The 23,294-nt window shown below is 67.1% G+C and carries 25 protein-coding genes; 12 read left to right on the top strand and 13 right to left on the bottom strand.

Annotated elements, in window-relative coordinates:
* Window positions 1-427: 427 nt before the first annotated feature.
* From nirB to ACG04R_RS10305, 5 genes are read left to right on the top strand one after another with little or no spacing between them, the layout of a single operon-like run.
* Window positions 428-2,965 carry a nitrite reductase large subunit NirB gene (nirB, locus tag ACG04R_RS10325; protein WP_394409171.1) on the top strand — a complete coding sequence of 846 codons (2,538 nt, stop codon included), beginning with the start codon at window positions 428-430 and terminating at the stop codon, window positions 2,963-2,965.
* A gap of 28 nt (window positions 2,966-2,993) precedes the next feature.
* Entirely contained in the window at window positions 2,994-3,326 is a 333-nt protein-coding gene (gene nirD / locus ACG04R_RS10320) for a nitrite reductase small subunit NirD (RefSeq protein WP_394409168.1), read from the top strand.
* Between the two features lie 29 nt (window positions 3,327-3,355).
* Entirely contained in the window at window positions 3,356-4,168 is an 813-nt protein-coding gene (locus ACG04R_RS10315; RefSeq protein WP_394409165.1) for a formate/nitrite transporter family protein, read from the top strand.
* The gene (locus tag ACG04R_RS10310; protein WP_394409162.1) at window positions 4,168-5,889 is read left to right on the top strand and encodes a bifunctional protein-serine/threonine kinase/phosphatase; all 1,722 of its coding nucleotides are present in this window, start codon (window positions 4,168-4,170) and stop codon (window positions 5,887-5,889) included. The genes ACG04R_RS10315 and ACG04R_RS10310 overlap by 1 nt, the downstream gene beginning before the upstream one ends.
* Window positions 5,886-6,512 carry a DUF6985 domain-containing protein gene (locus ACG04R_RS10305; RefSeq protein ID WP_394409159.1) on the top strand — a complete coding sequence of 209 codons (627 nt, stop codon included), beginning with the start codon at window positions 5,886-5,888 and terminating at the stop codon, window positions 6,510-6,512. The genes ACG04R_RS10310 and ACG04R_RS10305 overlap by 4 nt, the downstream gene beginning before the upstream one ends.
* 134 nt (window positions 6,513-6,646) lie before the next feature.
* Here the strand turns inward: ACG04R_RS10305 and ntrC are convergent, their stop codons facing one another.
* From ntrC to ACG04R_RS10255, 10 genes are all read right to left on the bottom strand, one after another.
* A complete protein-coding gene (gene ntrC / locus ACG04R_RS10300) occupies window positions 6,647-8,122 on the bottom strand; it encodes a nitrogen regulation protein NR(I) (protein WP_394409156.1) in 1,476 nt (491 codons plus the stop codon).
* 33 nt (window positions 8,123-8,155) lie between these two features.
* Complete coding sequence (gene glnL, locus ACG04R_RS10295; RefSeq protein WP_394409154.1) at window positions 8,156-9,253, bottom strand: nitrogen regulation protein NR(II); 1,098 nt, start codon at window positions 9,251-9,253, stop codon at window positions 8,156-8,158.
* Between the two features lie 32 nt (window positions 9,254-9,285).
* On the bottom strand, window positions 9,286-9,783 hold the full coding sequence (locus ACG04R_RS10290) for a hypothetical protein (protein ID WP_394409151.1): 498 nt from the start codon (window positions 9,781-9,783) through the stop codon (window positions 9,286-9,288).
* A gap of 141 nt (window positions 9,784-9,924) precedes the next feature.
* Complete coding sequence (gene glnA / locus ACG04R_RS10285; protein ID WP_394409148.1) at window positions 9,925-11,340, bottom strand: type I glutamate--ammonia ligase; 1,416 nt, start codon at window positions 11,338-11,340, stop codon at window positions 9,925-9,927.
* Between the two features lie 163 nt (window positions 11,341-11,503).
* Entirely contained in the window at window positions 11,504-12,295 is a 792-nt protein-coding gene (locus ACG04R_RS10280) for a competence/damage-inducible protein A (RefSeq protein WP_394409145.1), read from the bottom strand.
* 4 nt (window positions 12,296-12,299) lie between these two features.
* Entirely contained in the window at window positions 12,300-13,133 is an 834-nt protein-coding gene (locus tag ACG04R_RS10275) for an EI24 domain-containing protein (protein ID WP_394409142.1), read from the bottom strand.
* A gap of 66 nt (window positions 13,134-13,199) precedes the next feature.
* Entirely contained in the window at window positions 13,200-14,159 is a 960-nt protein-coding gene (locus ACG04R_RS10270; protein WP_394409618.1) for a sterol desaturase family protein, read from the bottom strand.
* Entirely contained in the window at window positions 14,159-14,935 is a 777-nt protein-coding gene (locus ACG04R_RS10265) for a polysaccharide deacetylase family protein (RefSeq protein ID WP_394409139.1), read from the bottom strand. The genes ACG04R_RS10270 and ACG04R_RS10265 overlap by 1 nt, the downstream gene beginning before the upstream one ends.
* Before the next feature lie 142 nt (window positions 14,936-15,077).
* Window positions 15,078-16,064, bottom strand: a complete 987-nt coding sequence (locus tag ACG04R_RS10260) for a YncE family protein (RefSeq protein WP_394409136.1) — start codon at window positions 16,062-16,064, stop codon at window positions 15,078-15,080.
* A 112-nt stretch (window positions 16,065-16,176) separates the two neighbouring features.
* A complete protein-coding gene (locus tag ACG04R_RS10255) occupies window positions 16,177-16,989 on the bottom strand; it encodes a TIGR00266 family protein (RefSeq protein ID WP_394409133.1) in 813 nt (270 codons plus the stop codon).
* A gap of 226 nt (window positions 16,990-17,215) precedes the next feature.
* Between ACG04R_RS10255 and ACG04R_RS10250 the strand changes: the two genes are divergently transcribed.
* From ACG04R_RS10250 to ACG04R_RS10225, 6 genes are all read left to right on the top strand, one after another.
* Window positions 17,216-17,800 (top strand): GbsR/MarR family transcriptional regulator, encoded by a 585-nt coding sequence (locus ACG04R_RS10250; protein WP_394409130.1) that lies wholly within the window; start codon window positions 17,216-17,218, stop codon window positions 17,798-17,800.
* A 67-nt stretch (window positions 17,801-17,867) separates the two neighbouring features.
* Window positions 17,868-18,293, top strand: coding sequence for a thiol-disulfide oxidoreductase DCC family protein (locus ACG04R_RS10245; RefSeq protein WP_394409127.1), 426 nt, complete (start codon window positions 17,868-17,870; stop codon window positions 18,291-18,293).
* 21 nt (window positions 18,294-18,314) lie between these two features.
* Complete coding sequence (locus tag ACG04R_RS10240; RefSeq protein WP_394409124.1) at window positions 18,315-18,716, top strand: hypothetical protein; 402 nt, start codon at window positions 18,315-18,317, stop codon at window positions 18,714-18,716.
* Between the two features lie 3 nt (window positions 18,717-18,719).
* On the top strand, window positions 18,720-19,538 hold the full coding sequence (locus ACG04R_RS10235) for an NAD-dependent epimerase/dehydratase family protein (RefSeq protein WP_394409121.1): 819 nt from the start codon (window positions 18,720-18,722) through the stop codon (window positions 19,536-19,538).
* Window positions 19,535-19,900, top strand: a complete 366-nt coding sequence (locus tag ACG04R_RS10230) for a DoxX-like family protein (RefSeq protein ID WP_394409118.1) — start codon at window positions 19,535-19,537, stop codon at window positions 19,898-19,900. Before ACG04R_RS10235 ends, ACG04R_RS10230 begins: the two co-directional genes overlap by 4 nt.
* Window positions 19,897-20,379 carry a DUF2269 family protein gene (locus ACG04R_RS10225; protein WP_394409115.1) on the top strand — a complete coding sequence of 161 codons (483 nt, stop codon included), beginning with the start codon at window positions 19,897-19,899 and terminating at the stop codon, window positions 20,377-20,379. Before ACG04R_RS10230 ends, ACG04R_RS10225 begins: the two co-directional genes overlap by 4 nt.
* A 196-nt stretch (window positions 20,380-20,575) precedes the next feature.
* On the opposite strand, the gene ACG04R_RS10220 is transcribed toward ACG04R_RS10225, so the two are convergent.
* The 3 genes from ACG04R_RS10220 to ACG04R_RS10210 form a co-directional block, all read right to left on the bottom strand.
* Entirely contained in the window at window positions 20,576-21,211 is a 636-nt protein-coding gene (locus tag ACG04R_RS10220) for a DsbA family oxidoreductase (protein ID WP_394409112.1), read from the bottom strand.
* A 15-nt stretch (window positions 21,212-21,226) separates the two neighbouring features.
* Window positions 21,227-21,868: an NAD(P)-dependent oxidoreductase gene (locus ACG04R_RS10215; protein ID WP_394409109.1), complete on the bottom strand. Its 642-nt coding sequence runs from the start codon at window positions 21,866-21,868 to the stop codon at window positions 21,227-21,229.
* 222 nt (window positions 21,869-22,090) lie between these two features.
* Window positions 22,091-22,711, bottom strand: coding sequence for an FMN-dependent NADH-azoreductase (locus ACG04R_RS10210; RefSeq protein WP_394409107.1), 621 nt, complete (start codon window positions 22,709-22,711; stop codon window positions 22,091-22,093).
* 110 nt (window positions 22,712-22,821) lie between these two features.
* On the opposite strand from ACG04R_RS10210, the gene ACG04R_RS10205 reads away from it, so the two are divergent.
* The gene (locus ACG04R_RS10205) at window positions 22,822-23,253 is read left to right on the top strand and encodes a winged helix-turn-helix transcriptional regulator (RefSeq protein ID WP_394409105.1); all 432 of its coding nucleotides are present in this window, start codon (window positions 22,822-22,824) and stop codon (window positions 23,251-23,253) included.
* Window positions 23,254-23,294 lie beyond the last annotated feature (41 nt).

Raw genomic sequence — 23,294 nt, 5'->3', positions numbered from 1 at the left:
ACAAGGCCGGCGCCTGGCTCGTTTGCGTGCGCGTGAGCACCCATGCGGTGCCGACGCTCTTCGGTGGACACCAGCCCGAATGCGCCAGGCCTGGAGTCCGGCCGGACCGCCCGGCTCGTTGACGGGGCAAACCGCCCCACGGCGGTGCGGCGGACACCGCAGCGGGGCGCCTCACCGCCGCCGGCCCCGGGATGGGGCCGGTCAATCCCTCGGATGACGCAGGCGACACAGCAGGCATGCGTCTTGCGATGAACGGTGCGAGAGGTCGCGCATGCGCTGGCCCCTTGGGACATTCGCCAAAGGTGGCGACTCCCATACGACCGGCCCCGACCGAGCAGACAGCTGCTTGCGGGGCTTTTCTTTTTGGTGCCTCCGATCCTGTCGTTCGCGACTCCGGCCGGCGGCGCCTGCTTCGCAAGAACAGACCATGCACATCGTCCTCATCGGCCACGGAATGGTGGGCCAGAAATTTCTCGAATCCCTCGCTGAAGGCCATGCCGCCGGCCAGGTGCAGGTGCAGGTGACGGTGCTGTGCGAGGAACCGCGCCCGGCGTACGACCGCGTCCACCTGTCCGAGTTCTTCTCGGGCAAGTCGGCCGAGGACCTGTCGCTGGTGCCCGAAGGCTTTTTCGAGAAGACCGGCTTCACGCTGCGTCTGGGCGCCAGGGTCGTCTCCATCGAGCGCCGCGACCACACGCTGAAGCTCGCCGACGGCGAGGTCATCCACTACGACAAGCTGGTCATCGCCACCGGCTCCTACCCCTTCGTGCCGTCGGTGCCCGGCCGTGACCGCGGGCACTGCCATGTCTACCGCACCATCGAAGACCTGGAAGGCATGCAGGCCAGCGGCAAGGTCAGCAAGAGCGGCGTCGTCATCGGCGGCGGCCTGCTGGGGCTGGAATGCGCCAAGGCGCTGCGCGACATGGGCCTGCAGACCCATGTCGTCGAGTTCGCGCCGCGCCTGATGGCCGTGCAGATCGACGAGACCGGCGGCCGCGTGCTGCGCGAGAAGATCGAGGCGCTGGGCGTGACCGTCCACACCAACCGCAACACCGTCGAGATCACCGACGGCGTGTCGGCCCGCCACCGCCTCGTCTTCACCGACGGCACCTGGCTGGAGACCGACATGCTGGTGTTCTCCGCCGGCATCCGCCCGCGTGACGAACTGGGCCGCCAGTGCGTGCTGGCCATCGGCCCGCGCGGCGGCGTCGTCATCGACGACCACTGCCGCACCAGCGACCGCAACGTCTACGCCATCGGTGAGGTCGCGTCGTGGAACGAGCAGACCTACGGCCTGGTGGCCCCCGGCTACGAGATGGCCCGCGTGGCCGCCCGCCATATCGCCGGCGATGCCGAAGCCGCCTTCCCCGGCGCCGACATGAGCACCAAGCTCAAGCTGATGGGCGTGGACGTGGCCAGCATCGGCGACGCGCACGGCAAGACGCCCAAGTGCCGCAGCTACCAGTACGTGGACGAGCGCAAGCAGGTCTACAAGAAGATCGTCGTCAGCGAGGATGGCCAGTTCCTGCTGGGTGCCGTGCTGGTGGGCGACGCCGAGGAGTACGGCACGCTGCTGCAGATGGCGCTGAACGGCATCAAGCTGCCGGCCGACCCCGAGTTCCTGATCCTCCCGAGCAGCGACGGCAAGGCCAAGGTCGGCATCGGCCCCGATGCGCTGCCCGACAGCGCCCAGCTGTGCTCGTGCAACAACGTCACCAAGGGCCAGATCTGCGCGGCCGTCGGCGAAGGCTGCACGACCATCGGCGACATCAAAGCCTGCACCAAGGCCGGTGCCACCTGCGGCGGCTGCGTGCCGCTGGTCACGCAGGTCATGAAGCTGGAGATGGGCAAGCGCGGCATGGCCGTGAACAACCACATCTGCGAGCACTTCCCGCATTCGCGCCAGGAGCTGTATCACCTGATCCGCGTCGGCGGCATCAAGACCTTCGGCGACCTGCTGGCCAAGCACGGCAAGGGCCTGGGTTGCGACATCTGCAAGCCCGCCGCCGCGAGCATCTTCGCGTCGTGCTGGAACGACTTCGTGTTGAAGCCCGAACTCGCCGCGCTGCAGGACAGCAACGACTACTACCTCGGCAACATCCAGAAGGACGGCAGCTACTCCGTCGTGCCGCGCATGCCGGGTGGCGAGGTCACGCCCGACGGCCTTATCGCCGTGGGCCAGATCGCGAAGAAGTACGGCCTGTACACCAAGATCACCGGCGGCGCACGCGTGGACATGTTCGGCGCCCGCGTCGAGCAGTTGCCGCTGATCTGGGAGGAACTGATCGCCGCCGGGTTTGAATCCGGCCACGCCTACGGCAAGTCGCTGCGCACGGTGAAGAGCTGCGTCGGCAGCACGTGGTGCCGCTACGGCGTGGACGACTCGGTCGGCCTGGCCGTCGAGATCGAGAACCGCTACAAGGGCCTGCGCGCGCCCCACAAGATCAAGTTCGGCGTCTCAGGCTGCACCCGCGAGTGCGCCGAGGCCCAGGGCAAGGACGTCGGCATCATCGCCACCGACAAGGGCTGGAACCTCTACGTCTGCGGCAACGGCGGCATGAAGCCGCGCCACGCCGAGCTGATCGCCAGCGACCTGTCCAAGGCCGACCTGATCAAGTTCGTCGACCGCTTCCTGATGTTCTACGTCCGCACGGCCGACCGCCTGCAGCGCACCAGCACCTGGCGCGACAACCTCGAAGGCGGCCTGGACTACCTGAAGGACGTGATCATCAACGACAGCCTGGGCCTGGGTGCCGAGCTGGAGTCGCAGATGCAGGCCGTCGTCGACACCTACCAGTGCGAGTGGAAGACCGCCGTGGAGACACCCTCCGTGCGCCAGCGCTTCCGCAGCTTCGTCAACAGCGACAAGCCGGACGAGCAAATCATCTTCGTGGAAGAGCGCGGCCAGATCCGCCCGGCCCGGCCGGAAGAGCGCGCCGAAGACACCGAAGCCCAACCTGCCTGAGCCTGACCCTGCAATCAAGGAGTACCGCATGAGCAAAGGGACCTTCACCCCCATCTGCAGCATCGACCAGATCCTGCCCAACACCGGCGTCGCCGCGCTGGTGGACGGCCGCCACGTGGCCGTGTTCCGCGTCGGCAGCGACCGTTTCCACGCCATCGACAACATCGACCCGCGCTCCGGCGCCAGCGTGCTGGCCCGCGGCCTGGTCGGCAACCTCGGCGAGCGCATCGTCGTCGCGTCGCCGCTCTACAAGAACCATTTCGACCTGAGCACGGGCGAATGCCTGGAGGCACCCGAGCAATCGGTTAGGGCGCATTCCGTCCAGGTCCAGGATGGTCGCGTGCTCGTCGCGCTGAACTGAAGCTCCTCACACACAACGAGAGACAAGCCATGGCCTACGTCGTCCCGACCGAGTTCGTCACCAAGATGGTGGACGCCGGTGAATCCAAGCTGCTGATGTCCACCCGCGACACGCTGATCCGCTCCTACATGGCCGGCGCCATCCTGGCGCTGGGTGCCGCGTTCGCGGTGTCGATCAACGTCAACACGGGCAATCCGCTCATCGGCGCGATGCTGTTTCCCGTGGGCTTCATCCTGCTCTACCTGATGGGGTTCGATCTGCTGACCGGCGTGTTCACGCTGGCGCCGTTGGCCGTGCTCGACAAGCGGCCGGGGGCGACGTGGCGCGGCGTGTTCCGCAACTGGGGCCTGGTGTTCACCGGCAACTTCGCCGGCGCGCTGACGGTGGCCGTCTTCATGGCCATCGTCTTCACCTTCGGCTTCAGCGAGGCACCCAACGCCATCGGCCAGAAGATCGGCACCATCGGCGAAAGCCGCACGATTGGCTACGCCGCCCACGGCGCCGCCGGCATGCTGACCCTCTTCATCCGCGGCGTGATGTGCAACTGGATGGTCTCCAGCGGCGTCGTCGCGGCGATGATGTCCACATCCGTCTCCGGCAAGGCCATCGGCATGTGGATGCCGGTCATGGTGTTCTTCTACATGGGCTTCGAGCACAGCATCGTCAACATGTTCCTGTTCCCGTCGGGCCTGATGCTGGGCGGCAAGTTCACGCTGCTGGACTACCTGATCTGGAACGAGATCCCCACCGTCGTCGGCAATCTCGTGGGCGGCATCACCTTCGTGGGCCTGACGCTGTACTCGACGCACTACAAGACCGCCCCGAAGCGGGTGGTCGGCTGATGACTCTGCGGCTTGCCGTCGGCCAGCATTCCGAGGCCGGCCGCAAGCCGCTCAACCAGGACTTCCACGGCGTTGCGCAGCCCACCGATGCGCAGCGCCGCTCACGCGGCATCGCGCTGGCCATCGCCGATGGCATCAGCAGCAGCCCGGTCAGCCAGATCGCCAGCGCCGCCGCCGTGCGCGGCTTCCTGGAGGACTACTACGGCACCTCCGAGGCCTGGACGGTGCGCCGCGCCGCGCACTGCGTGCTGTCCGCCACCAACGGCTGGCTGCACGCCGAGAGCCAGCGGGGCGAGGGCCGCTTCGACAAGGACCGCGGCCACGTCTGCACCTTCAGCGCCCTCGTCTTCAAGGGCCGCGAGGTGCACCTGCTGCACGTCGGCGATACGCGCGTCTATCGCGTCCACGCCAACGCGCTGGAGCAGCTGAGCCAGGACCACCGCGTGCGGCTCTACGGCGGCCAGACCTACCTCGGCCGCGCGTTGGGCATCAACGCGCACCTGGACATCGACCACGCGAGCTGGCCTGTCGAGGTCGGCGACACCTTCCTGCTGGCGACCGACGGCGCCTACGAATTCCTCGATGCTGACGCTGTGCAGGAAGCGTTGACCACGCACGGCGCCGACCTGCAGACCGCCGCCAAGGCGCTCGTGGCCGCGGCGCTGGCTCGCGGCAGCGAGGACAACGTGACGATCATGCTGGTCCGCGTCGAGTCACTGCCGACGCGGACAGCACCGCCCGTCAACCGCGACGAGTTGCGCCTGCCGCCGCGCCTCGCTCCACGCCAGCAGTTCGAGGGCTACCGCATCGTGCGCGAGCTGCAGCAGACGGCACGCAGCCAGGTCGTCATGGCCGTCGACACCGACGGCCGCGAATGGGCGCTCAAGCTGCCCACCGCCGAGCTGGCCGGCAATGCGCGCGAGCTGGACCGCTTCGCGAGCGAGGAATGGGTAGCGCGGCGCGTCGACAGCCCGCACGTCATCAAGGCTGCATCGGCCGAGACGAAGCGCGAGCACCTCTTCACCGCCGTCGAGTTCATCCACGGCCAGACGCTGGCGCAGTGGATGACCGATCACCCACGGCCCGGGCTCGACGAAGTGCGCAGCCTCGCCGAACAGATCGGCCGCGGCTTGCAGGCGCTGCACCGCAAGGAGATGCTGCACCAGGATCTGCGGCCCGAGAACCTGATGCTCGACCGCCAGGGCACGGTCATCCTCATCGACCTGGCCTCGGCCCATGTGGCGGGGCTGAGCGAAGGGCTGGGCGATGCCCGCGCGCTGGAGCTGGCGGGCACGCTGCAGTACACGGCGCCGGAGTACTTCACCGGCGATGGCGGCACACCGGTCGCCGAGCTGTTCTCGCTGGCCGTGCTGGTCTATCAGATGCTGACCGGCGCCCTGCCCTACGGCCTGCAGGTGCCGCACGTGCGCGGCGACCGCGACCTGCACAAGCTGCAGTACGTGCCGCTGCGCACGCGCCGCCCCGACCTGCCGGAGTGGCTGGACCGCGTGCTGCGCAAGGCGCTGCAACCGCAGGCCGCACGGCGGCAGCAGGCGCTGTCGGAGTTCCTGCACGACCTGCACGCACCGGGGCCGGAGTTCATGACGCGGGACCGAACACCGCTGCAGCAGCGGCATCCGCTGCTGTTCTGGCGAGGGCTGACGGTGGCGTTTGGGGTGGCGACGGTGGTGCTGATTGGGCTGCGGATCAGCGGACGTTGAAGACCGCTGCGCGCGTGCAGTTGGACGAAGATAAAGCTTCCACCAAAATGCGCAAACAGAAGGCATCTACCCCTCTCACGACCACGACTGCCACCATGCATATTCCCGGCCTCGGCGAAGTTCATCTCGACTCTCAATTCGGCTGGTATCGCAGCTGCGACTTTGTCGCCGTGCCAATGCTAGGCAGAGAGTGCTTCGTATTGGTCGATGGTTACGCTGAAGATGACAACCCTGGCGACTTTCACGTTGCAATAGCTAATCTCTTGGAGGGGGAACGCGACATCTTGCAAAAGGCGTCGCGCCACATCTTCAGGTACTACCAAGACATGAATTCGTACTGGTCACCTGACGACCCTGAGTACGTGTCCATCGCTGCGCCTAAAGATGTTTGGCAGCACATTCAGCTGGGCAGCGAGCCAATGGTTTCGCGCCGCGCTTACGGAGACAAAGGTGTCTACGTGTCCATCGAGTGCAACTGCGATTGGGAGCCCGAGCATGGGCTTCAAATCGTTCTGAAGAATGGCTCGGAGGTCACCAAGGTAGGCCCCTACGATGGCCACCTTACGAACAGCGACGCCTATGCCGACAGCGCCCTTGAGAATGTCGTCTACAAGGACGCGTAGCCCGTAGGTCGAGGTGAACGTAGTGAACCCCAACGCCTCCCGCGATGGGGTGCATCACCTGATTCGGTGTGCCGTCTCGATGTTGGGGTTCGCCTCGCTCACCCCAACCTACGACGTGCGGCCCGGCTTGGACGTCAGACGTCCAGCCCGAGTTCCTGAATCTTCCGCGTGATCGTGTTCCGCCCGATGCCGAGCTTCTGCGCGGCTTCGATGCGGCGGCCGCGGGTGATGTCCAGCGCGGTCAGGATGAGCTGGGCCTCGAAGCGCTTGGTCAGCGCGTCCCACACGTCCGTCTCGCCGGCGGCCAGGCGGGCGCGGGCGTCGGCGGCCATGTCGGCCAGCCAGCCTTCGCCGCTGCTGGTGCTGGCGGGCGCGGCGGCGGGCAGCGGCGCGGCGGCGCTGGGCTGCAGCGTCGTGGGCGTGCTCGCCAGCGCTGACACCGAGGGCGCCGGCACGTAGCCGGGCTGCAGTTCGTCCGGCAGGTCCTTGGGCTCGACGACCTGGCTGGGCGCCATGACGCTGAGCCAGTGGCAGATGTTCTCCAGCTGGCGCACGTTGCCGGGGAACTCGAAGTTGCTCAGCACGGCCAGCGCGGCGTCGCTCAGGCGCTTGGGTTCGACGCCCAGCTCCGTCGCGCTGCGCTGCAGGAAGTGGCGGGCCAGTGCGGGCACGTCTTCCTTGCGCTCGCGCAGCGGCGGCAGGCGCAGGCGGATGACGTTGAGGCGGTGGAACAAGTCCTCGCGGAACACGCCCTGGCGCACGCGCTCTTCCAGGTTCTGGTGGGTGGCGGCGATGACGCGCACGTTGCTGCGCATCGGGCTGTGGCCGCCGACGCGGTAGAACTGCCCGTCGGACAGCACGCGCAGCAGGCGGGTCTGCAACTCGAACGGCATGTCGCCGATTTCGTCGAGGAAGAGCGTGCCGCCGTCGGCCTGCTCGAAGCGGCCGCGCCGCGAGGCCTGTGCGCCGGTGAAGGCGCCGCGCTCGTGGCCGAAGAGTTCGCTCTCCAGCAGGTCCTTGGGGATGGCCGCGGTGTTGATGGCGACGAACGGGCCTTCGCCACGCGGGCTGTGCTTGTGCAGCGCGCGGGCGACGAGTTCCTTGCCCGAGCCGCTCTCGCCCGTGATCATGACCGTCACGTTGCTCTGCGATAACCGGCCGATGGCGCGGAACACGTCCTGCATCGCCGGCGCCTGGCCCAGCATCTCGGGCACTTCGGCAGCTGCCTCCTGGGCGCCGGCCTCGCGCTGGCTTTCTTCCTGCGCGCGGCGGATCAGCTCAACGGCGCGCGGCAGGTCGAAAGGCTTGGGCAGGTACTCGAACGCGCCGCCCTGGAAGGCGGACACGGCGCTGTCGAGGTCGGAGTAGGCCGTCATGATGATGACGGGCAGCGCCGGCAGGCGCGCCTTCACCTTGGCCAGCAGCTCCAGCCCCGAGCCGCCCGGCATGCGGATGTCGGAGACGAGCACCTGCGGCGAGTCGTCTTCCAGCGCGGCGAGCATGTCGCGCGCATTGCTGAAGCTGCGCACCGGCAGCCCTTCGCGGGCCAGGGCCTTCTCGAGCACGAAGCGGATCGAGTGGTCGTCGTCTACAACCCAGATGGATTTCATGAGGTTCCTCAGCCGCACCCCACACCTTGTGGGTTAGGGCAACGGCAGCGTGATTCGAAAGTTCGTCAGGCCCGGCTCGCTTTCGCAGTCGATCATGCCTTGGTGTTGCTGGGCGATCGTCTGTGCAAGCGTGAGTCCGAGGCCCGAGCCGCCTTCTCGTCCTGAGACCAGGGGGAAGAAGATGCGATCCCGGATCTCGGCGGGGACGCCGGGACCGTTGTCCTCGATATGCAATTCCAGTGCCAAGCGCCAGCGCTGCTTGCCGATCGTGACCTGGCGGGCGACGCGAGTGCGCAGCGCGATCTGCGCGTCACCGGCGGCGATGCGCGAACCCAGCACCTGAGCGGCGTTCTGCACGATGTTCAACACCATCTGGATCAGCTGCTCACGGTCGCCGCGGAAGTCGGGCAGCGAGGTGTCGTAGTCGCGCTGGATGACGAGGCCCTTCGGATGCTCGATGAGCACCAGTGCCCGCACGCGCTCGCAGATCTCGTGGATGTTGACGTCGCCGACGACCTGCGCCTTGCGGTGCGGCGCGAGCAGCCGGTCGACGAGGCTCTGCAGCCGGTCGACCTCGTGGACGATGACCTGCGTGTACTCGGTCAGCTCGGGGTTGTCGTCCTGCAGTTCCAGCGCCAGCAGTTGTGCCGCGCCGCGGATGCCGCCCAGCGGGTTCTTGATCTCGTGCGCCAGGTTGCGCGTGAGTTCCTTGGTGGCCTGCACCTGGTCGAGATTGCGTTCGTCGCGGTCCTGGCGGGTCAGTTGGGCGATCTCGATCAGCTCGACCAGCACGCGCGGCGTTCCGTCGTCGGCCGCGTCCAGTTGCGACACGATGACGTGGACCGGCAGGCCGTCCTCGTGGGCCCAGGCACCACGGCGCAGCACGGCGTCGAAGCGGCTGCTGGAGTACTGGTTGGCGGCCACGCCGGCCAGCGTGTCGATGAGGCGCTGGCCGTCATCGAACCAGTCGGGCAGCTGGGCCTTCTGCACGGCGCGGCGCGACAGCCGCATGGTGTTCTCGAAGGCCGCGTTGGCGAACAGGCATTCGCCGTCGGCGCTGACGACGACGACCATCGTCGCCAGCAGGTCCAGGCCGGCAAACTCGGCCGGCAGCAAGGGGGTATCAGTCATGGCGCTTGGGAACTCCCATGGCGCCAGGCGCCCTAGGAGGGAAGTTTGGCGATCTCGCGCTTGAGCGCTTGCACATCGGCCTCGTAGCGGGCGATGTTGTCCTTGAGCTCGGCCATGCGGTCGAGGTAGCGCTGGTAGTTGCGCTCGTCGCCGCGGCGTTCGCCCTGGCCGTTGTTGAATTCCTTCTGCGCACTGGCGAGGCGGTCCTCGGCCTGGCGCAGCTCGTTCTGCAGCACGCGGCGGCGTTCGTCGTCGCGCACGCGCTGCTGGCCGGCGTCGACACGGCTCTCAGCACCGCGCGCTCCTTCCGCGGCCGGCGCGGCGGGGCGTGGCCTGGCGGTCTGCACGACGGTGATGGGCGTGCCCTCGATCGTGCGGCAGCCCTTGTCGCTGGCCTCCTTGGCGGACAGCGCATCGGTGTACAGCACCGGCGGGCCGGGGCAGCGGTAGACCGTGCCCTGGGCTTGCGCGCCCAGGCTGGCAACGACAAGCGCGGTGGCGAACAACGGGGCCAGCAGTCGGTTCAGCATGGCGGCATTGTGGACCAGGAGCAGCAGGTGCAGTGACCATGAAAAAGGGGCCGCAGCTGCGGCCCCCTTTGCTGGGGATGAACAAGGCAGCGTTGAAGCTGCGGCCCTGGCGGGCGGCAGCAAGCTTGCTGCCTTGGGCCATCACAGCGCGTAGTACATGTCGAACTCGACCGGGTGCGTGGCCATGCGGAAGCGGGTCACTTCCTGCATCTTCAGGTCGATGTAGGCGTCGATGTAGGCATCGGTGAACACGCCACCCTTGGTCAGGAACGCGCGGTCCTTGTCCAGGTAGTCCAGGGCCTGGTCGAGGCTGTGGCAGACGGTCGGGATCTTCGCGTCTTCTTCCGGCGGCAGGTGGTACAGGTCCTTCGTGGCGGCTTCGCCCGGATGGATCTTGTTTTCCACGCCGTCCAGACCGGCCATCAGCAGCGCTGCGAAGGCCAGGTAGGGGTTGGCGGAGGGGTCCGGGAAGCGCGCTTCGACGCGGCGGCCCTTGGGGTTCGCGACGTACGGAATGCGGATCGAGGCCGAGCGGTTCTTGGCCGAGTAGGCCAGCTTGACCGGGGCTTCGAAGCCGGGGACCAGACGCTTGTAGCTGTTGGTGCCGGGGTTGGTGATGGCGTTCAGCGCGCGGGCGTGCTTGATGATGCCGCCGATGTAGTACAGCGCGAAGTCGCTCAGGCCGGCGTAGCCATCACCGGCGAACAGGTTCTTGCCGTCCTTCCAGACGGACTGGTGAACGTGCATGCCGGAGCCGTTGTCGCCCACCAGGGGCTTGGGCATGAAGGTCGCGGTCTTGCCGTAGGCGTGGGCGACGTTCTGGACGATGTACTTCTGCAGCTGCGTCCAGTCGGCGCGCTCGACCAGCGAGCTGAACTTCGTGCCGATTTCCATCTGGCCGGCGTTCGCCACTTCGTGGTGGTGAACTTCGACGGGGATGCCCATCTGTTCAAGGATCAGGCACATCTCCGAGCGCATGTCCTGGCCGCTGTCGACCGGGGGCACGGGGAAGTAGCCGCCCTTGACGGTGGGACGGTAGCCGCTGTTGCCGTGCTCGTATTCCTTGGAGGAGTTCCAGGCGCCTTCTTCCGATTCGATCTTGAAGAACGAGCCGGACATTTCGTTGCCCCAGCGGACGCTGTCGAACACGAAGAATTCGGGTTCCGGGCCGAAGTAGGCGGTGTCGCCCAGGCCGGACGACTTCAGGTAGGCCTCGGCGCGCTTGGCCAGCGAGCGCGGGTCGCGCTCATAGGCCTTGCCATCGGTCGGGTCGATGACGTCGCAGGTCAGGATCAGCGTCGGCTCTTCGAAGAAGGGGTCGACGTTGGCCGTGTTGGGATCGGGCATGAGCAGCATGTCCGACGCTTCGATGCCCTTCCAGCCGGCGATCGAGGAACCGTCGAAGGCGTGGCCCGACGTGAACTTGTCTTCATCGAAATGGGACACCGGCACGGTGACGTGCTGTTCCTTGCCACGGGTATCGGTGAAGCGGAAGTCGACGAACTTGACTTCGTTCTCCTTCACCAGGTTCATCACATCGGCGACGGTCTTGGCCATCAATTGCTCCTACGGGATCGAGGGGGGTGGTTGCCGCTGAGAGCGCACACGCGCTTCAGCCACGGGGGAAAGCAAAGCAGTTTGCATGCCAGCATGCACCGACATGGGTTGCAGCTTGGCTGCTCGAAACATTATCGTTGCGGGGGTGGTTACCGCCAGGGTTCTAACGCACCAGCTCCGTGCTGATTGATGCACCAAACTGGATCACGCCCTGTTTTAGTGCGGAATAGGCGGCTTCGAGCCGTTCGGCGTCACCCTTCACACCCAGCTCGATACAGCGCCCCCACTGCGGGTGATCGACGCTCGGCAGGCTGAAAACCTTGATGCCGGCGAACTGGCTCTCGACGCGCTCCATCAGAGGCGTGAGGCTGGCTTCCATGGCACCCTGGACGATCAGCGAGCGCTCGATGACACCGACCTTCCGATGCAGCTGCGGGTAGCGATCCAGCACCCAGGCCATCATCGGATGGGCCATGACGGGGAAGCCCGGCACGAAGTGGGCGTTGCCGACGAAGAAACCCGGAATCTTGTTGAAGGGGTTGGGAACGATGCCTGCGCCCTCGGGGAACACGCCCATCTCGAAGCGGCGCACCGAATCCGGGTGATCCTGCGTGACCGTCTGCCCCTGCTCGGCCGCCATCTGCTGGATGCGTTGCCAGATCAGCTCTCGGGCCTCGGGATGCAGCGCCAGCGGCTGGCCAAGCGCGGCGGCGGCAGCCTGGCGGGTGTGGTCGTCCGGCGTCGCGCCGATGCCGCCGCAGCTGACGACGAGGTCGCCGCTGGCGAAGGCCTCGCGCAGTCTGGCGGTCAGCTGCTCCCGGTCGTCGCCCAGGTACTGCGCCCAGCTCAGCTGCATGCCGCGCTCGGTCAGCAGCTCGATGAACTTCGCGAGGTGCGAGTCCTTGCGCTTGCCGGACAGGATTTCGTCGCCAATGATGATCAGACCGACTTGCATGACTTCAGGCCTCGGGGAGAACTTCGGAGATGACGACCGGCTCGCCGGCCCGCCGCGCCTGCAGGGCCGCGAGCGCGTAGTGCGTGAACCAGGCGGTGGAGAAGGCGAACACCAGCGTGTAGAGCCAGATCGCGACCAGCACGACGAAGGGCGCGAAGATGATGCCCGTCACGCCCGAGATGGCCCAGATCAGCGAGGGCACGGCCCCCAGGTAGCCGCAGATGACGCCCATGGTCAGCATGGGGATGCGGTGCTCCTTCAGGATGCCGCGGCGCTCGTCGGCCGAGGCGTGCTCGGCTAACACGTCGAAGCCGAACACGCGGTAGGTCAGCCAGCCCCAGATCAGCGGCGGCAGCACCATCACCAGCGGCGGGATCAGCCACAGCGGCATCGACAGCACGATGAGCACGAGTGCCAGCAACGTGGCGCCCAGCGACGCGGCGATGCTCTGCGCCAGCGTGCCACCACGCTTCTTCTCCAGCAGCGGGAAGCGCCGCTCGGCCACCAGCCGCACGATGGCCGGCGTCATGCACAGCGCGACCATCAACAGGCTCAGCAGGATGACGACCGGCAGCACACCGGCCAGCACGACGATGGCCGCCAGCGCGCTGCGGAAGGACTGCAGGCCGAACGAGTCCAGCCAGTGCAGCAGGCTCTCGACGAGCATCCAGCTCTCCAGCGTCGAGCGCACGGCCGCGATGGCGCCTTCCCAGAAGAAGAACATGAAGCCGAACACCAGAACGCCCGAGACAACCAGGGGCAGCAGCGACAGGCCGATGACGCGCGGGTGCAGGCAGTAGGCGACGGCGCGCCAGAAGGAATCGATCAAGCTGTTCATCGGGGAGCGAGTATCCCCGGCCGGCAGCGCCGTGACTGAAGGTACCCGCCGGCGACCGGCCCCGTGTCAGCGCCCGACGAGCCGCCTCAGCCCCAGCCATTGCTGGCGCCAGAAGCCGCGGCCGTAGTCGCGCCCGCCCTCGTCGGGCAGCTGGTCGCGCACGCCGGTGGCGTCGAAGCGGTTCGCGAAGCTGCTGGTTCGGAACAGCATGTCCCACACCGGCAGCAGCACGCCGAAGTTGTGGCCGCCCAGCGTGCCGCGGCCGTTGGTCTCGTGGCCGATGCCGATGCTGTGGTGCAGCCGGTGGAAGCGCGGGCTGATCAGCAGCCGCTCGCCGACCGCACCGAAGCTCAGCCGCAGGTTGGCGTGCTGCAGGCTCTCCAGCAACTGCGTGATGACGGTGATGGCGACGAACTGGCCGGGCTCCACGCCGATGAGGCGGGCCAGCAGCGCGAACGCCGTGGCGATGATGACGTCGTCCAGCAGGTGGTTGCGGTTGTCGCTCCACATCGTCATCTGGCGTTGGCTGTGGTGCAGGCTGTGCAGGGCCCACCACCAGTTGAATTGATGCTGGGCGCGGTGCAGCCAGTAGCCGACGAAGTCGAAGACGACGAGGTAAAGCAGCAGGCTGATCCAGGCGATGTCCGTCACGCCGGGCCACATGGCGTCCAGTTGCCAGGTCGGCAGGCCCGCCAGGCGCAACTGGCCGGCGATGGCATCCCAGGCCGGCTCGATGGTGAAGAACATCACCAGCCGCACCAGGCCCAGGCGGTGGATCAGCGTGTAGATGACGTCGGTGCGCACGGCCGCACGGTCGGCCACCGGCTCGACGGGCCAGCGCTTCTCGAGCAGGCGGATGCCCAGCAGCAGCACGGCGACCTGGATGAAGCCCCACAGCAGCCAGCCCGTCGCATCGAAGGCATCTTCCAGCAGGTTGCCGAAGCCCAGGCCGAAGACGACCGGCTGCACGACGTTCTCGTACAGCGCCAGTTGCAGGCTGTCGAAGAGGTTGGAGATCCAGTCGATCACGGCTTCTTGAAGAGGGGCGCGTACCTCGGATGATCGCGCAGCGGCGCGAAGCACATGCCGCGCTGCTCCAGCCCCGTCATCAGCGGCTCCAGCACCGCAGGCGCCCAGGGGTCCTGCCGCTCCCAGATGCCCAGGTGGGCGATGAGGATGTCGCCGGGCTTGATGTCGCGCAGCGCCTTCTCCAGCAACTGCGCGTTGGGGTGGGTCTGGCTGGGCAGCTCGTCGCCGAGGAAGCCGGCACGGCTCCAGCCCACGTGCGTGAAGCCGCAGGCCTTGGCCGCGTTCAGCAGCGCCGCGGACGTGCGGCCTGCCGGCGCGCGGAAGATGGGCGCCAGGGCCTTGCCCGTCATCGCCGTGAAGCGCGTGGCGACCTTCTTCAAGCTCTCGCAGTACTGCTCCGCCGTCAGCTCCCGCACAACCGGCGGGTTGATGCCCGCCTGCGTGCGGAACCGGAAGCGCGTGACCTTGCCGTCGGCATCGGGCAGGTCCTCCAGGAACACGTCGTGGTCCCAGGTGTGGGCGCCGAAGTCATGGCCCTCGGCGACGCGCTCGCGCCACCAGGGCGCCCAGCTGTCGTCCAGCGTCGTGCCGCCGGTCTTCGTGGGCTCGTTGGCGAGGAAGAACGTCGCCTTCGCGTTGTGGCGCTGAAGCGTCTCGGCGATCAGCGGCGCCACGCCCATGTGGCCGGTGTCGAACGTGAGGTAGACCGGCTTGTCGCAAGCCGGCTGCGCCGCGGCCGTGCCGACCGCAAGCGCCAGGAGCCAAGCTTTCATGTTTGTTTTCTTTTACCGGGCCGAGCGCCGGGCCGCTCCCAAGCCGGCCCGCCATGGCGATGAGCTTGCGGCTCAACGCCGCAAGCATCGCCGTCCCCGCGGGGGACCGGCCAAGGTACTCCTTGGACGAGGGGCACCATGTCTATTGGCGCGGCTGGTGATCCAGCGTCCACAGACCGTGGGGCGACTTGCCGACTTTCACCTGGCGCACGACCTTGTGCGTCGTCGTGTCGATCTCGGTGAGCTTGCCGGCCCAGCGCGACGTCACGAGCAGGGTCTTGCCGTCGCCCAGCACTTCCATGTCGTCCGGGCCCGAGGGGCCGGGGAACTGGTCAACGACCGTGAGGTTGCTGTAGTCGATCTTGCTGATGGTGTTGCCGGCGCGGTTGCTGACGAGGACATGGCGCTTGTCACCCCAGCCACGGAAGGAGTGCGTACCGTCCCCGGTCGGGAGGCGCTTGACGAGCTGGGGCAGCTTGCCCGACACGTCCCAGACCTCGACGAACTTGTCGCCCGTCAGCGCGACCAGCAGGAACTTGTCGTCCGGCGTCAGGAAGATGTCGGCCGGCAGCTTGCCGACCGGCTGCTTCCAGCGCACGGTCTGCGTCGCCAGGTCGATGGCGAGCAGCTCGCTGCTGTCCTGCAGGCTGGCATAGACCACCGTGCTCTTGCTGTCGATATTCAGGTGGCTGGGCGTCTTGGGCGCGGGGATGCGCTTGACGAGTTGCAGCGGCTCCTGGGCCTCGCTGCCCTGCCAGCGGTAGAGGCTGACGTAGTCGAGCCGGTTGGACGCCGTTACGAACCACTTCATGTCGGGCGAGAAGCGCAGGTGGTAGGGGTCGGAGACGCCGCGCACCACGCGCTGCACTTCCGCCGTGCGCGGGTTCAGGAAGGTCAGCGAATCACCGAGCGCATTGGCGACGATCAGGCTCTTCTCGTCGGGCGACAGGTAGAGGTGATGAGGCTCCTTGCCCGTCGGGATGCGCTTGACGACCTTGAAGCTGGCGGGGTCGACGACGGAGATGTCAGCATCCAGGGAGTTCAGCACGAAGACCGGCGGACGCGCCTGCTGGGCCTGGGCTCCGAGAGCCACCACCAATCCCAAGGCCACCGACCAACTGCGCAACATCCGGGTCTCCAACTGAAAAAGGAAAGGGCGGCACTTCGCCGCCCTGCACAACACCCAGTTTACCCGGGGGGTCTGTCCAGTCCCTGACCCAGGTCAAACGTGGCAACGAGGCTTACTCGTCGTCGCCACCGAGGATGCCGCCCAGCAAGCCGCCAGCGCCGAAGCCGCCCAGCACCGAGCCCTCCTCCTTGTGGCCACCGTTCTGCGGCGCCGCCGCGAAGATGCGCGAGGCCAGGCGCGAGAACGGCAGGCTCTGCAGCCACACCTCGCCAGGGCCGGTCAGCTTGGCCAGGAACAGACCCTCGCCGCCGAACAGCGCCGTCTTGATCTTGCCGACGTACTGGATCTCGAAGTTCACGCTGGGCGTGTAGGCCACCACGCAGCCGGTGTCCACCAGCAGCGTCTGCCCGGGCTGCAGGCTGCGGCGCACGATGGTGCCGCCGGCATGCACGAAGGCCAGGCCGTCGCCGTCCAGCCGCTCCATGATGAAACCCTCGCCACCGAAGAAACCGGTCGACAGCTTCTGCTGGAAGGCGATGCCCAGGGAGACGCCGCGCGCCGCGCACAGGAAGGCGTCCTTCTGGCAGATCAGCGTGCCGCCCAACTGGCGCAGGTCCATCGGGATGATCTTGCCCGGATAGGGCGCGGCGAATGCCACGCGCTGCTTGCCGGTGCCCTGGTTCGTGTAGATCGTCGTGAACAGCGACTCGCCCGTCAGCAGCCGCTTGCCGGCGCCCAGCAGCTTGCCGAAGAAGCCTCCCTGGTTGGCCGAGCCGTCGCCGAAGACGGCGTCCATGCTGATGGCCGAGTCCATGAAGAACATCGACCCCGCCTCGCCGATGGCCGCCTCGCCGGGATCGAGCTCGATCTCGACGAACTGCATCTCGGCACCCTTGATTTCGAAATCCACCACATCCATTGCCATGCCGGCTCCCCAGGCTAGAAAAAAGGCGGGCTGAATGCTAGCGCCCTCGTCCAAGGAATACCTGATACGCCTCCCCCGAGGGACGGCGATGCTTGCGGCGTTGACCCGTCAGCGCATCGCCATGACGGGCCGGCTTGGGGACGGCCCGGCTCTCGACCCGCGAAGCCAACTGTCGACTGCAAATTTCTCTGTTGACAGAAATTTCAGACGGCGTACGCTGCGAGCCATGGAACTCACTGACATCAGCCGCCGCTTCATCGTCCACTGGGGCGAGATGGGCTCCAACTGGGGCGTCAACCGCAGCGTCGCGCAGATCCACGCGCTGCTCTACGTGCACGGCCAGCCGCTGCACGCCGAGGACATTGCCGACACGTTGGCGCTCGCGCGCTCCAACGTCAGCAACAGCCTGAAGGAGCTGCTGAACTGGCGGCTCATCCGCGTGACCCATGTGCTGGGCGACCGGCGCGACTACTACGAGACCTCGGGCGACGTGTGGGAGCTGTTCCGCACCATCGTGCGCGAGCGCAAGGAGCGCGAGTTCGACCCCACCGTCGCGCTGCTGAGGGATCTGGCCGGCGACCCGGCGCTGGAGAAGGAATCGCCCGCGATGCAGGACCGGCTGCGCAACACGCTGGACTTCATGCAGACCCTGGGCAGCTGGAGCGACGAGATGCTGCGCCTCTCCCCGGCCACGCTGGAGAAGATCCTGCGCCTGGGCGCCCAGGTCCAGCGCTTCGTGCGCCCGGCCGATGCCGCCAACGCCACGGCCAGCGTCTTTCCCGTCACCCCGCCCATGCCGCCGATGGGGTAACCACCGGGGGGCGTCGCGCCGCCCCTTTTTTTGTCCCTAAATTTCACTTTCAACAGAAATAACCGCCATGAATGCAAAACAACCCACCCACACGGTCTACTACGACGGCGCCTGCCCGCTGTGCCGCGGTGAGATGGAACTGCTGATGCAACGCAACGTGGCCGGCCTGCTGGAGTTCGTCGACATCGCCACGCCCGGCTTCGACGCCGCACCGCTGGGCGTCAGCCGGGACGCGATGCTGCAGCTGATGCACGTGCGCCGCCGCGACGGCGGCTGGCTCATCGGCGTCCCGGCCTTCGAGGTCATCTACGCCGCCACCGGCTTCCACGCCATCGCGCGCTGGCTGGCCAAGCCCTGGTTCGCGCGGCTGGCCGCCCAGGCCTACCCCTGGCTCGTACGCAACCGCTACCGCATGCCGCACACGCTGATCCGCACGCTCTTCCGCGTCCAGGAACGCGCCTGCCCCGCCGACGGCGCCTGCCGTGTCCGCTGAATTCAACCCAAGGAGAGCCCCATGTCCGAGCTGAACTTCACCGTCACCCTGTTCATCGCCGTCCTCGGCCCCATCGTCGCCATCGGCTACCTGAAGCCCATCCTGCTGGTGGTGCTGGATTCGCTGTGCGTGGAGCCCTTGCCGGGCAAGGTCGGCGCGCACTTCTGGGTGCGCAGCGCCTACGTGCTGGCCATCGCCGGCACGCTGGTGCTGGCACTGACCTTCGGCGAGTTCTCCAGCAGCCTGCTGGCCGCCGTGCACCGCGCGCTGTGGCTGACGGCAGCGGGCTGCTTCGTCAGCATCGCCATCATCACGCGCCGCGTCTGGGCGCCCGTGCAGCAGCGACTGGCAACGCCTGCGGTGACAGCGCCCCGGGCCCACGCCGCCGCAACGGCCGCCGCGCCTTCGGACAGGTGGGTCTGAGCCATGAAGATCCTCGTCATCGGCGCCGGTGGCTTCATCGGACGGCATGTCTGCGACGCGCTGGCCGCAGCCGGGCATGAGGCCGCAAATGCCCGACTGCGCCCGGTCACGGACTGGGAGCGGCCCGAGGCCTGGCAGCCGCTGCTGGCAGGCGTGCAGGGCGTCGTCTACGCCGCCGGCTGCCTGCGCGACCACGCCGACGGACTGACCGACCTGCTGGACCTGCTGCATCACCGCGCCCCGGTCGCACTGGCCGATGCCTGCGAGGCCGCCGGCATGCGGCGCTTCGTCCACGTGTCGGCACTGTGCGGTGGCGTCAGCGCCTACGCACGCAGCAAGCACGCCGGTGAGATCGCGCTGGCCGGCCGCGCCTGCATCGTGCGGCCCAGCCTGGTCGTCGGCACAGGTGGCGTCAGCAGCCGCATGCTGGACCTGCTCGCCCGCCTGCCCTGGCTGCCGCTGCCGGCCGAGGTGGCGCGTTGCCGCGTGCAGCCCATCCGCGTGGAGGACCTGGCCGCCGGCATCGTCGCGGCGCTGGCGTCGCCACAGCCACCCGCCTCGTGGACGGCCGTCGGCCCCGAGGCGGCGCCGGTGGCCGAATGGATCGCCCGCCGCCGCGCTGCGCGCGGCCTGAAGCCCGCCCTTCACATCGAACTGCCGCGCGCGCTGACACTCATGTCGGCGCGGCTGGGCGACCTCGTGCCGCTGGGCCCCTGGTGCAGCACCGCGCTGGAACTGCTGGCCCACGACAGCGCCGAACCGCAGACCGTATCGCCGCTGGGCCGGCCGCTGCGCGACGCGATGGAAGGGGCCTGGGCATGAAGACGCCCGACGCTGCCCGCGCCTCCCTCGTGCTGCTGTGGTGGGGCACCGTGGCCGCCAGCCTGCACGACGGCGGCGCGGCCGGCGTCGCGCTGCTGCGGAACGCGACCGGCATGAGCACACAGGCGGCGCTGGCGCTCGTGCTGCTGGGCAGCGCCTGGGATGCCGCCGTCGGCCTGCTCCTGCTGCTGCGCCCCGGTGCCCTCACCTGTCGCCTCGCCGCCGCCGGCGTCGTCGGCATGACGCTCGCCGCCACCGCCCTCGTGCCCGCGCTGTGGCTGGACCCGCTCGGCCCGCTGCTGAAGAACCTGCCCGTGCTGGCGCTGCTGGCACTTCTGGCCCGCGAGGAGGGCAGGACATGAACAGCTACCTGCTCGTCAAATGGCTGCACATCGTGTCCAGCGTGCTGCTGGCCGGCACCGGCTTCGGTTCGGCCTTCTACCTGTTCTTCGCCAACCGCAGCGCCAGCCTGGAAGCCCGCGCCGTCGTCGCGCGGCTGGTCGTGCGCGCCGACCTGTGGTTCACGACACCGGCCGTCATCGTGCAGCCGGCAACGGGCCTCTGGCTCGCCCACACCGCCTGCTGGCCGCTGACCGCACCTTGGTTGCTGGCCTCGGTGCTGCTCTACGCGCTGGCCGGCGCCTGCTGGCTGCCGGTGCTGTGGCTGCAGCTGAAGATGGCTCGCGAGGTCGAGGCCGCGCTGGCCGCGGGCCGGCCGCTGTCAGCGCAATACCGGCGTTGGCAACGTGCCTGGGAATGGCTGGGCTACCCCGCCTTCGCGGCGATGCTGGCGGTGTTCTTCCTGATGGTGAACAAGCCGGCGCTGTGGGCGGGGACGTAGCTTCCATCCCATGGACGAAAGCGACGCCTTCAGGCCAGCGGCTGTCGCTCACGGCAGTCCTGCCGGGAGACTGATAGCCCCACCTCGGTCGCTCGCAACAGTGAACGGCACAGGACGGCTCCGGCGCAAAAGGAGTGTCCACCCCTTTTGGCAACGACAGCTCGCGATCGCGTTGCCGAAGTGTTGGGATGCAAAGCTAGCCGCGTCGACGCGTCGCTTCGCGAATGGCCGACGCCATCTCAACTTCGCTGCGGCCGCCGCTGATGGCCACTCTAGAACCGAAATCAAAGTGAGGAACCGATCGGATGCCCGCAACTGTGGATCTGGTGACTTCCTCTGCGACTTGTTGGCGCATCGCGGGACCCAACGCCAAGTCACGGGCTTCCTGGCGATCGAATCCATGGTTGACGGCGAGGTCCGCGAGGACGTCGCCGTCACTGATGTTGCGCGCATCGAGGAAATAGGCGTCGGTGATGGCGATCGCGAGTTGATGCTGGGTGCCGCGTTCACCCGCGGCAAGGATGAGCGCGTGAGCCGGCTGGGTCGGATACGTCCACAGTTGTCGGCTGAGATCGAGACCGAAGCCGGAGGCGCGCGCCTCGGCCTCGGGGCGCGCAAACGACGCCTTCGGATCGGTCACGCCATAGCGGGCACGAAGCAGGTCGGGTATGTAGAGCCCCGTGGCAGGTGCGTCGGGAAGCAACACGACCGGACGGTGCCGGATGTCCACGGGTAGATCGTCGAAGTGCTCCTGCAAAACCTTGTCGAGCCGATGGAGGCCGACGAAGCACCACGGGCACGTGATTTCGGCGTAGAGGTCGATGTGAAGCATGATCGCCTTTGCTTCTCAGTGGTCTGCGACGCCCGGGGCTTCTCGAATGAATCTGACGTCATCGACCTGCTCGATCAAAAACTTGGCCAGGTTGCCTCGCGACAACTTCATGCCGAGTCTGGTCTTGCCGTACCAACCCGTGTCGACCGCGCCTGCCGCGTGGCCATTCTTGAGTTTCGGAATTCGCACCAGCGTCCAATCGAGGTCCGACCTCGCGATCAGTTCGGCGGTCGCCCTGATGTCCTTGACGCCCTTGCGGGCAATGACCTTGAACAGCAGTGCGAAGGCGCGCACGTTGAAGGCGAAACCGTCTTTTGGGTCTCGATAGGCCGAAGTGGAGATCTGTATCAGGCGGCGGACATTCGACTGCTTCATGGCCTCGATGATGTTGGCCATGCCGTGCATCACGGGCCTGTCGCCCTGCACCTTGAGACTGTTGGGGCCCAGCGCGCTGATGACGGCGTCGCTGCCGTGCAAGCACTTGGCGATCGCCCCCTTGTCTTGCAGGGTGCCCACAACAATCTCGATCTGCCCGTTGAAAGCCTGAAGCTTTCTGGCGTCGCGCGTGTAGACCGATAGGCTGTGCCCCTGTCGCAGCGCTTCCTCGATCACGAACGGGCCGGTGTATCCGGTGGCTCCAAACAGGGCAATCCTCATCGCCCTACCTCCACGCTGTCGGCATGCGCGGTGAAAGGGCAGGCGCGTTCAGCGCGTATGCCGGGAGGCGCGTTCGTCTTCAGTTCGGGCATGGAGTAGTCAAGGTGACGTGATATGTGTGCCACGCGCACGTGGCGGACCGACCGGCAACTCGACCGCCCGTTGGCGCTGCGGGACGAGACAGACTGATCGATCAAGCGCATGGCGCTGGAAGGCTCAGGGTCAGGCGGCGTGCTTCAGAAGGGAATTCAAGGCCTCGTCCGCCGACGCGACTGCGGCCTGGAGCGCTTCGGGGCCGTACGCTACGCCCTCGACTCGGATGTGCTCGATATCGGTCATTCCTAGAAACCTGAGCAGGTGCTTGAGATAGCGGGATTGGTAGTCCCATGCGGCCAGTGGCTCTTCGGAGAAGTTGCCTCCGGCCGCAGTGACGAGGTAGACCTTCTTGCCCTTGAGCAGACCTTCGACTGAGTCGTTCGCGTACCGGAAGGTGACGCCGGGCCAGACCACGTGGTCGAACCACGCCTTCAGGGGCGATGGCGGCCCAAAGTTGATCATGGCCGAGCCGATCACGACCGTGTCCGCGGCAGCCAGTTCAGCGACCAGGCTTTCGGCCAACTGGACAGCCTCGCCCTGCGCAGCGGTTCGCGCATTCGGAGGCGTGACGCGGCCCACCACGTAGGCCTCGCCGATGTGGTTCAACGGGGCTGCCGTCAGATCGCGGACGGTGAGCGTGGTGCCCGGGCGCTGCGCGGCAAGCCGCTTCGCCAACTGGCTGGCGTACCGAGTGGACAGGCCCTCCGATCCCCGCGGGCTGGAGGTGACGAGCAGGATGTGGCTCATGATCTTATTTAAAGGATAAAATGAGAACCAGGCAATCAATAAGAACTTGATTACCCTTCGATACGAAGGATGGTATGGTTCCTACAGGGGCCCCACAAGAAGGCACACGCATGTCACCGAGTCACATTGATCGTTCCGAGATTCCGAAGCCCTCCGAGCCAGCGTGCGAGGCGACGCGCGAGATCCTCGATCGCATCGCCGACAAGTGGAGCCTGTACATCATTGCGACGTTGCGCAGCGGAACACGACGGTTCAATGAGCTGCGGCGCGAGGTCGAAGGCATCTCCCAGCGCATGCTGACGCTGACATTGCGTGGACTCGAGCGCGACGGCCTTGTCACTCGGACGATATTCCCGACCATTCCTCCTCGCGTGGACTACGAGCTCACCGAACTGGGAGGGACACTGCTGGAGCCGGTGATGGCGCTGGTGGCCTGGGCAGAGAAGAACAAGCCGGCCATCGCAGAAGCGCAGAAGCGCTTCGACAAGGCACCCGAACCGCTGCAAGCCTCTGGTCTAGGCACGGTGCACCGGCAGCTTTGACGAGCTCAGGTCGCGGTCGATAGCCGCGTGCACTGCAAGGC

Source organism: Pelomonas candidula (genome assembly GCF_043555985.1).
Taxonomy (GTDB): domain Bacteria; phylum Pseudomonadota; class Gammaproteobacteria; order Burkholderiales; family Burkholderiaceae_C; genus Pelomonas; species Pelomonas candidula.
The sequence above is the reverse complement of the archived record's forward strand: the minus strand, read 5'-3'. Positions and strand labels throughout refer to the sequence as shown.